Source organism: Pantoea sp. RCC30.1 (assembly GCF_058148845.1).
Genome location: NZ_JBXUHX010000063.1, coordinates 1 through 8,462, shown reverse-complemented (window position 1 = coordinate 8,462; position 8,462 = coordinate 1). Strand labels below are relative to the sequence as shown.

Annotated in this window: 6 protein-coding genes and 1 pseudogene; 4 read left to right on the top strand and 3 right to left on the bottom strand. The window is 57.7% G+C overall.

Features of this window, described 5'->3' with window-relative positions; translation table 11 throughout:
- Positions 1 to 425: 425 nt before the first annotated feature.
- Both mqo and AC2LB6_RS24250 read left to right on the top strand, forming a co-directional pair.
- Positions 426 to 2,042 carry a malate dehydrogenase (quinone) gene (mqo, locus tag AC2LB6_RS24255; RefSeq protein WP_490095432.1) on the top strand — a complete coding sequence of 539 codons (1,617 nt, stop codon included), beginning with the start codon at positions 426 to 428 and terminating at the stop codon, positions 2,040 to 2,042.
- Positions 2,043 to 2,170: 128 nt separating this feature from the next.
- Positions 2,171 to 4,555, top strand: coding sequence for a phosphoketolase family protein (locus AC2LB6_RS24250; protein ID WP_490095431.1), 2,385 nt, complete (start codon positions 2,171 to 2,173; stop codon positions 4,553 to 4,555).
- On the opposite strand, the gene AC2LB6_RS24245 is transcribed toward AC2LB6_RS24250, so the two are convergent.
- The gene (locus tag AC2LB6_RS24245) at positions 4,552 to 5,139 is read right to left on the bottom strand and encodes a LysE family translocator (RefSeq protein ID WP_490095430.1); all 588 of its coding nucleotides are present in this window, start codon (positions 5,137 to 5,139) and stop codon (positions 4,552 to 4,554) included. The two genes, AC2LB6_RS24250 and AC2LB6_RS24245, sit on opposite strands and share 4 nt — an antisense overlap.
- Positions 5,140 to 5,273: 134 nt before the next feature.
- Between AC2LB6_RS24245 and AC2LB6_RS24240 the strand changes: the two genes are divergently transcribed.
- Positions 5,274 to 6,761 (top strand): aminotransferase-like domain-containing protein, encoded by a 1,488-nt coding sequence (locus AC2LB6_RS24240; protein ID WP_490095429.1) that lies wholly within the window; start codon positions 5,274 to 5,276, stop codon positions 6,759 to 6,761.
- On the opposite strand, the gene AC2LB6_RS24235 is transcribed toward AC2LB6_RS24240, so the two are convergent.
- Complete coding sequence (locus AC2LB6_RS24235) at positions 6,728 to 7,351, bottom strand: glutathione S-transferase family protein (protein ID WP_490095428.1); 624 nt, start codon at positions 7,349 to 7,351, stop codon at positions 6,728 to 6,730. The genes AC2LB6_RS24240 and AC2LB6_RS24235 overlap by 34 nt on opposite strands.
- Positions 7,352 to 7,456: 105 nt before the next feature.
- On the opposite strand from AC2LB6_RS24235, the gene AC2LB6_RS24230 reads away from it, so the two are divergent.
- Positions 7,457 to 8,302, top strand: a complete 846-nt coding sequence (locus AC2LB6_RS24230) for a PhzF family phenazine biosynthesis protein (RefSeq protein ID WP_490095427.1) — start codon at positions 7,457 to 7,459, stop codon at positions 8,300 to 8,302.
- 39 nt (positions 8,303 to 8,341) lie between these two features.
- Here AC2LB6_RS24230 and AC2LB6_RS24225 read toward each other — a convergent pair.
- Positions 8,342 to 8,462, bottom strand: a pseudogene (locus AC2LB6_RS24225) (short-chain dehydrogenase); the annotation flags it as partial.

Here is an 8,462-nt window from a genome sequence, read left to right as displayed (position 1 = left end):
CTCTTACCCCGATTCCTGTTATTCCTTACTGCATAATAAATCGCTAAATTTCAGCTAATTAAATAATTCCGAACTGTCCACATCCTTTCAGGTACTGCACCAGCATGGGGCTTTTCCGCAACATAGCCTTTCAGTTAACTCACTGACTTAACTCAAAAAAACCGCTAATACGCCACCGGCCGTGATGATTAATTCTTATGCTGAATCATTTCTGCATTTAAAAAATAAACTAATGTTTAATTCAGATGCGAGAATGTTATATTCAGATGACTAAGCATAACGTTCAGTTAACGCGTTATCACCGCTTTAACCCTATACCTGAGACTTAACCTTTGAGAAATAGCGCAACGCGCTCGTAAGAAGCGTGACTATTTCGCCTGCGAAACTGTTGGGCTTCAGGTCAACAGAAGAGGAGATGTCGCCTCATGAGCAATTCAGCTGTAAACCTTGCGCTCGCGATGAGTGCCATGGCAAAGGACACCACTACTACCGCGCAGGAGCGCAAAGACGTTGATGTGCTGCTGATTGGTGCTGGTGTGATGAGCGCTACCCTCGGTGCATGGCTGCAGGACTTAGAGCCAGACTGGTCCATCGAAATGGTGGAGCGGCTTGATAGCGTGGCCGAAGAGTCATCTAACGGCTGGAATAACGCGGGCACCGGTCATGCGGCGCTGGCGGAGCTGAACTATACGCCTCAACAGGCGGATGGCAGCATCGACATCTCCAAAGCGGTAACGATCAATGAATCGTTCCAGATTTCCCGCCAGTTCTGGGCTTATCAGGTCCAGAAAGGCAACCTGCGCAATCCTAAAAGCTTTATTCACAGTACGCCGCACATGAGCTTTGTCTGGGGTGATGACAACGTCGACTTCCTGCGCAAGCGCTTCCAGGCACTGCAAAAAAGCACCCTGTTCCGTGGCATGGCCTACTCCGAAGATCCGCAGCAGATTGCCCGCTGGATCCCGCTGGTAATGAATGGCCGTGACCGCCGCCAGAAAGTGGCCGCGACCTGGACAGAGATGGGCACCGATGTGAACTTCGGTGAAATCACCCGTCAGCTGATCGCCGCGTCAGAGAAGAAAGAGAATTTTCAGCTGCGTCTGCGTCAGGAAGTGCGTGAGCTGAAGCAGCTGGCCGATGGTCGCTGGCAGGTGACGCTGCAGTGTCTGAACAGCGGCATACGTCGCACGCTGACCGCAGGCAAAATATTTATCGGTGCTGGTGGTGCGGCGTTACCGCTGCTGCAGAAGGCCGGTATCCCGGAAGCCAACGGTTACGCCGGTTTCCCGGTGGGCGGTTCGTTCCTGGTCACGGAGAACCCGCAGGTCGTCGCGCAGCACATGGCCAAGGTCTACGGCAAAGCCAGCGTCGGTGCACCGCCGATGTCCGTGCCGCACGTTGACACCCGCGTGCTGGATGGCAAGCAGGTGCTGCTGTTTGGCCCGTTCGCCACCTTCTCGACTAAGTTCCTGAAGCAGGGTTCGCTGATGGATATGTTCACCTCGCTGAACAGCAGCAATATGCTGCCGATGGTGAAAGTGGGACTGAAAAGTTTTGATCTGGTGAAATACCTGATGGATCAGGTGCTGCAAAGCGATCGTGACCGGATGGATGCGCTTCGTGCTTATGTGCCGCAGGCGAAGCAGGAGGACTGGCGCCTTGTCACTGCTGGTCAGCGTGTGCAGATTATCAAGAAAGATGAGAAAGAGGGCGCAGTATTACGTCTGGGCACCGAAGTGGTCGCTTCACAGGATGGTACGATTTCAGCTCTGCTGGGGGCGTCGCCAGGCGCGTCTACGGCGGCACCAATCATGCTGGAGCTACTGCACAAGGTCTGTCCTGAGCAGATGGCTTCGCCGGAATGGCAGAACAAAATCCGTGCGGTGGTTCCCTCCTGGGGTCGTAAGCTAAATGGTGACGTGGCGCTGACAGAGAAAGTGTTAGCCGAAACCAGCCGTATCCTGCAGCTCGACTACTCGCCGGTCACACCAATGGCGGCTAATGATGAAGGACGGGAAACCGCGTTCGTCGTCGGCAAGTAATTCAGCGCCGCTGATAAAGAGAGGCTCCGCACTGCGGGGCCTTTTTTATTGGGCGGTTGCCTGGTCGTACCGGGGATTCTCTATTAGGGTTAAGGCATCTTTTAGCTGAACGATCAGGAGGAACCCGCATGTCTTACTCCCCTGCGTCACCCGAATTTACCCTGCTCGACCGCTACTGGCGGGCAGCGAACTACCTCTCCGTTGGACAGATTTATCTGATGGATAACCCGCTGTTGCGCGAGCCACTCAAGCCAGAACACATCAAACCGCGTCTGCTGGGTCACTGGGGCACTACGCCCGGACTGAATTTTATCTACGCCCACCTCAACCGTGTTATCCGCAAACAGAACCTGGATATGATCTATATCTGCGGGCCAGGCCATGGCGGCCCCGGCATGGTGGCGAATACCTGGCTGGAGGGCAGCTACAGCGAAATTTATCCTCACATCTCTCAGGATGCGGCGGGCATGCAGCGCTTGTTTAAACAGTTCTCCTTTCCTGGCGGCATTCCCAGCCATGCGGCACCGGAAACGCCGGGCTCGATTAATGAAGGTGGAGAACTGGGCTATTCGCTCTCTCATGCCTTTGGTGCGGCCTTCGATAATCCCGATCTGGTGGTGCCGTGCGTGATTGGCGACGGCGAAGCGGAGACCGGGCCGCTGGCCTCCAGCTGGCACGGCATCAAATTCCTCAATCCTGAACGTGACGGCGCGGTGCTGCCGATTCTGCATCTTAACGGCTACAAGATTGCTAACCCGACGCTACTGGGTCGCAGCAGCGATGAGGATCTGCACCAGCTATTCAGCGGCTATGGCTATGAGCCGATATTCGTCTGCGGGCATGAGCCGGAAAAAATGCATCCGCTGATGGCAGAGGCACTGGATAACGCCTTCAGTAAGATCGCTGAGTCTCAGCGTGAGGCGCGCAGCGGCAACGCCAGCACCGACGTGCCGCGCTGGCCGATGATTATCCTGCGTAGCCCCAAAGGCTGGACCGGCCCTGAAACGGTCGACGGCAAGAAAGTGGAGGACTTCTGGCGAGCGCATCAGGTGCCGGTCGCGGCCTGTCGTGAAGATGAGGGTCATCGCCAGATCCTTGAGACGTGGATGCGCAGCTATCAGCCCGACGACCTGTTTGATGAACAGGGTCGCCTGAAGCCGGAACTGCAGGCGCTGGCACCGGAAGGCGATAAACGCATGGGCGCTTCACCTTATGCCAATGGCGGCCTGCTGCGCCGTGAGCTGGATGCACCCAGCATTGCGGAGTTTGCCTGCGATGTCAGCGAGCCAGGCGCACAGATGGCGCAGGCTACTGAGCATCTGGGCCGCTACCTCAGCGTGCTGTTCCAGCGAAACGGCGATAATTTCCGCCTGTTCGGCCCGGATGAAACCGCCTCTAACCGCCTGACACCGGTCTTTGACGTGACCAGCCGCACCTGGCTGGAACGAATCGAGCCGTACGATGAGCAGCTGGCGCGAGATGGCCGGGTGATGGAAATCCTCAGTGAGCATCAATGTCAGGGCTGGCTTGAAGGCTATCTGCTGACCGGTCGCCACGGACTGTTCAACTGCTATGAAGCTTTTATCCACATTGTCGATTCGATGTTTAACCAGCACGCCAAGTGGCTGAAAGTCTCGCGCAAACTGGGCTGGCGTAAACCGATTTCGTCGCTGAATTATCTGCTCTCTTCACACGTCTGGCGTCAGGACCACAATGGCTACAGCCATCAGGATCCGGGCTTTATCGATCATGTCGCCAACAAGAAAGCAGACATCGTGCGCATCTATCTGCCGCCCGATGCCAATACGCTGCTGTGGGTTGGCGATCACTGCCTGCGCACCTGGGACCGCATCAATGTGATTGTGGCGGGCAAACAGCCTGCGCCGCAGTGGCTGGATATGGCCAGTGCGGTGACCCATTGTGAAGCGGGTATGGGCGAGTGGCGCTGGGCGGGCACCACGCCGGAACATGAACAGCCGGATGTGGTGATGGCCTGTGCCGGTGATGTCCCTACTATGGAGACGATGGCGGCGGTGGATCTGCTGCGCGGTATGCTGCCCGAACTGCGTATCCGCGTGGTGAACGTGGTCGATCTGCTGGCGCTGCAGCCGCAGGATCAGCATCCGCACGGCAAATCTGATGCAGAATTCGATGCGCTGTTTACCCAGGATAAACCGGTGATCTTCGCCTTCCATGGCTATCCGACGCTGATACATCGCCTGACCTATTCGCGCACCAACCACCGCAACTTCCATGTACGCGGCTTTAATGAAGAGGGAACCACCACCACGCCATTTGATATGACGGTGCTGAACGAGCTTGACCGCTATCATCTGGCGCAGGAGGCGATTCTGCGCGTGCCGGGTCTGGCCGATGCGCATCCTGAGCTGCTGGACGATCTGCAGGAACGCATCGCTGAACATCATCGCTATGTGCGTGAACATGGTGAAGATGTGCCGGAGGTGCAGAACTGGAAGTGGCCATCGGCAACAGCACCAGGTGCACCCGATTAAGCGGCCAGCAAGGCGTCGGTCAGCATCCAGACGGTGGTCGCTACCAGCGACAGTGCCATCAGGCTGTTAAATAACTGACGCTTCCAGGCAATTTGCAGATGGCTGCGCAGGCGATCGCCCAGCGCAGCCCAGATCAGAATGCAGGGCAGGTTCAGCAGCATAAAGCCGATCATCACCGTCAGGACGCCGCTGCTGGCGCTATAGAGCAGCGCGACGTTGGTGGCCATCAGCCAGGCCTTGGGATTGATTGCCTGGAAGCAGGCACCGCCCAGCAGCGTCATGGGTTGCGGCTTGCTGCGCACTTCAGGTGCTGCCGCACGGAAAATCTTCCACGACAGCCACAACAGATAGGCACAGCCTGCCAGCGTCAGCGGCAGGCGAATCGCCGCCATCCAGTGCAGCAATACCTCCAGCGCCATCCCGGCAATCACCGTCTGTAGCGCACAGCCCACCAGAATGCCGAACACCATTGGCAGGGTGCGTCGCATTCCAAAATTGACCCCGGAGGTCGCCAGCAACAGGTTATTCGGGCCTGGCGTAATCGACATCACGGTAACGTAGCTGAAGAAAGAGGGATCGAGCATGGTGGCTCTCCTGAAAGTGGACAGAGTTCTATGCTACGGCGGGGAAAGAGATGGTAACAGTGACACAAAATCACTATTGTTATGGTTACAGTTATTGTTAACAGCAATTGTACCCATCCAATCCGGAGGCTACTGTGTCCCTTGCTCCCACTTCCGATCAGCCGCTCTATCAGCAGCTGGCAGACAGCTTCGCTGAAGCCATCCACCAGGGCACGCTGAAACCCGGCAAACGCCTGCCAGCAATCCGCCGTGTTGCCCAGTCACATCAGGTCAGCGTCAATACGGTGCTGAATGCCTGGCAGATGCTGGAAGATCGCGGGCTGATAGAGGCGCGTCCCCAGTCAGGCTATTACGTGCGCGGCGTGTTACCTGCCGTCACCCGTCACGGCCAGCATAAGGCGCGTGTGCGCGATCCGAGCAGCGGAAAGCTCGACCTGATCGATAAAGTGTTTGCGGCGCAGAATCATCCCGACTACACCAATATCTCGCTGGCCTGTCCGCAGGACAGCGAGCTGTTTCCGGCGGCGCGCATCGCCCGGATTACCGCCTCATTGTTGCGCCGTCATCCCAACATGATCGGACGCTATGCGCTTCCGCCCGGTAGTGAGCGCTTACGGGAGGAGATAGCGCGACGGGCTTTGCACGCCGGCCAGACCCTCACCGCCGATGAGATCACCCTGACCCATGGCTGCATGGAGGCGCTTCAGCTGGCGCTTCGCGCCGTCACGCAGCCCGGCGACTGCGTCGGACTGGAGTCGCCGACCTATTTTTTCCTCTTTCCACTGCTGGCCTCGCTCGGCCTGAAGGCGCTGGAAATTCCCACCGATCCGCAGCATGGGCTGTCACTGGATGCGCTGGAGATGCTGCTGCAGGAGCAGCGTATCAAGGCTCTGATTGCGATGCCGAGCGCGCAGAACCCGCTGGGCTGCGGCATGTCGCTGGAGAATAAGAAGCGGCTGGCAAAGTTAGTGAATACTTACCACGTTCCGCTGATAGAAGATGGGCTGTATGACGAATTGCAGTTCGACTGGCCGCTCTCACCCGCCGTGAAAGCCTTTGATCGCGATGGCTGGGTGATTTACTGCACCAGCTTCACCAAAACCGTGGCACCCGACTTCCGTATTGGCTGGACTGCCGCCGGTCGTTTTCATGATGCGATCGCCCGACTGAAAGCGGTCTCCTCGATGGCCGAATCCGCCCTGCTCTCCGAAACGCTGGCGGAGTTTCTTGCTTCCGGCGGTTACGACCACCATCTGCGCACGTTGCGCCGTCGCTACGCGGCTAATCTGGATGAGGCGCGAGGTCTGATCGCCCGCTACTTCCCGGAAGGCACGCGCGCAACGCTGCCACGCGGTGGCTTCGTTTTCTGGGTCGAACTACCGGGCGGCGTGAATACCACCGAGATGTTTGATCGGCTGCTGCAGGAGCAGATTTGCGTCACGCCTGGCGCACTCTACTCGCTGAGTGAGCGTTACAACCATGCGCTGCGTCTCTCCTGCTGCTATCCGTTTGATGCGCGCTACACCCGGGCGATTCAGCGCGCCGGGGAAATTGCCTGTGAACTGGCGGGCGTGCCGTGCAGCGAGGCTCAGGGTGTGCCGTTACGGCCCCAGACGGTATAGCCGCGACGTTCAGTCAGGCGCTCGTAATAATTACGCACCGCCGGATAGTCAGGGTGTTCGAGCGGCGTTTCAAACCAGCGGTTCACCGCCAGACCAATCGGAATGTCTGCCAGCGTGAAATTACGTCCGGCAACGTAGCGACCCGTTTTTTCCAGCTGCTGATTGAGAATGCTCATGGTGTGCGCCCAGCCTTTGCTGGCCGCGGCCAGCAGACGCGGATCCTGATGAGCCGGGGAGTTTCGCACCAGCGACATAAATGCATAGCGCCATGAGGTGTTGAGTTCAGTGGCTTGCCAGTCTATCCACTGATCGACAGGCGCGCGCGTTTGCGGATCATGAGGATAGAGCCACTCGCCGCCATAGGCGTTCGCCAGATAGCGCAGAATGGAATTGGATTCCCACAACACAAAGTCATCATCTTTCAGAACCGGCACCATCGCATTTGGGTTAAGTGCCATGAATTCAGGCAGGTGGGTTGAGCGGAAGCCGTCGCCCCACTCCTCGCGCTCAAAATCAAGGTCAAGCTCGTCACACAGCCATAATACTTTGCGCACGTTGATTGAGGAGGCGCGTCCCAGGATCGTTAGCATTCATAGTCTCCGGTAAAATCTTTAACTTATTGATAACGCTGTTAGCTGTTATAAGCAATCATCCGGCAGAGAAAAGGCCACACTAACCCAGAGCAAGGAGTCACAATGAAGGTCGCGTTTAAGCAAGTCGATGTGTTTACCTCATCCGCCTTTAATGGCAATCCGCTGGCGGTGATTATGGATGCTCAGGGGTTAAGCGACAGTCAGCTGGCGGCGATTGCCCGCTGGACTAACCTGTCGGAAACCACGTTCGTGCTGCCACCACAGCATGAAGAGGCGGACTATCGGGTGCGTATTTTTACCGTGGAAGGCGAATTGCCGTTTGCCGGTCATCCGACGCTGGGCACCGCGCACGCGCTGCTGGAGGCAGGCTGGCCGACACGTACGCCGGGTGAAATTGTGCAGGAGTGCGGCGTCGGTAATGTGACGGTAAAGAATAATGAGGCGGGCCTGGCATTTGCTGCGCCTGCTGCCACCCTGATGCCGTGGCAGGATGCGCTGATGGGGAACGCCTTCAACAGCGATGCGTTCGATCTGACACAAAGCCCGACCGTGGTGGATATGGGGATTCGCTGGCTGCTGGTGCCGATGGTCAGCGCCGAAGCCGTGCTGGCGCTTCAGCCCAACGTCAGCGATTTGCAGCGTCTGATTAAGCATGCGGGTGTTTCGGGGGTGATGCCGTTTGGCCGGTTGCCAGAAGGTGAAAACGAACAGTATGAAGTGCGTGGCCTGTTGGTAGAGAATGGCAGCCTGACCGAAGATCCGGTGACCGGCAGCGCCAATGCCTGTCTGGCGCGTTACTTCGCAGCCGCAGGCCATACCACCTCCTATCGCGTTCGTCAGGGTACAGCCCTGCAGCGTGCAGGCCGGGTGAATGTATCTTTCGCCGGTGAGACCATCTGGATTGGCGGCAATACGGTTACCGTCATCGACGGCACCATTACGCTGTGAAAGGCGGCGGCGTCGTGTTTTACGCGACGCCGACCGTGGTTAAATTCCCTGCCCGCCTGAAGCCTCAATCCGCTGCGCGGTGATCCAGCCCGTTTCGTCACTGAGGATCGCACTGATGGCGTCGCCGATATCATCCGGCAATCCGACCCGGCCCAGCGCC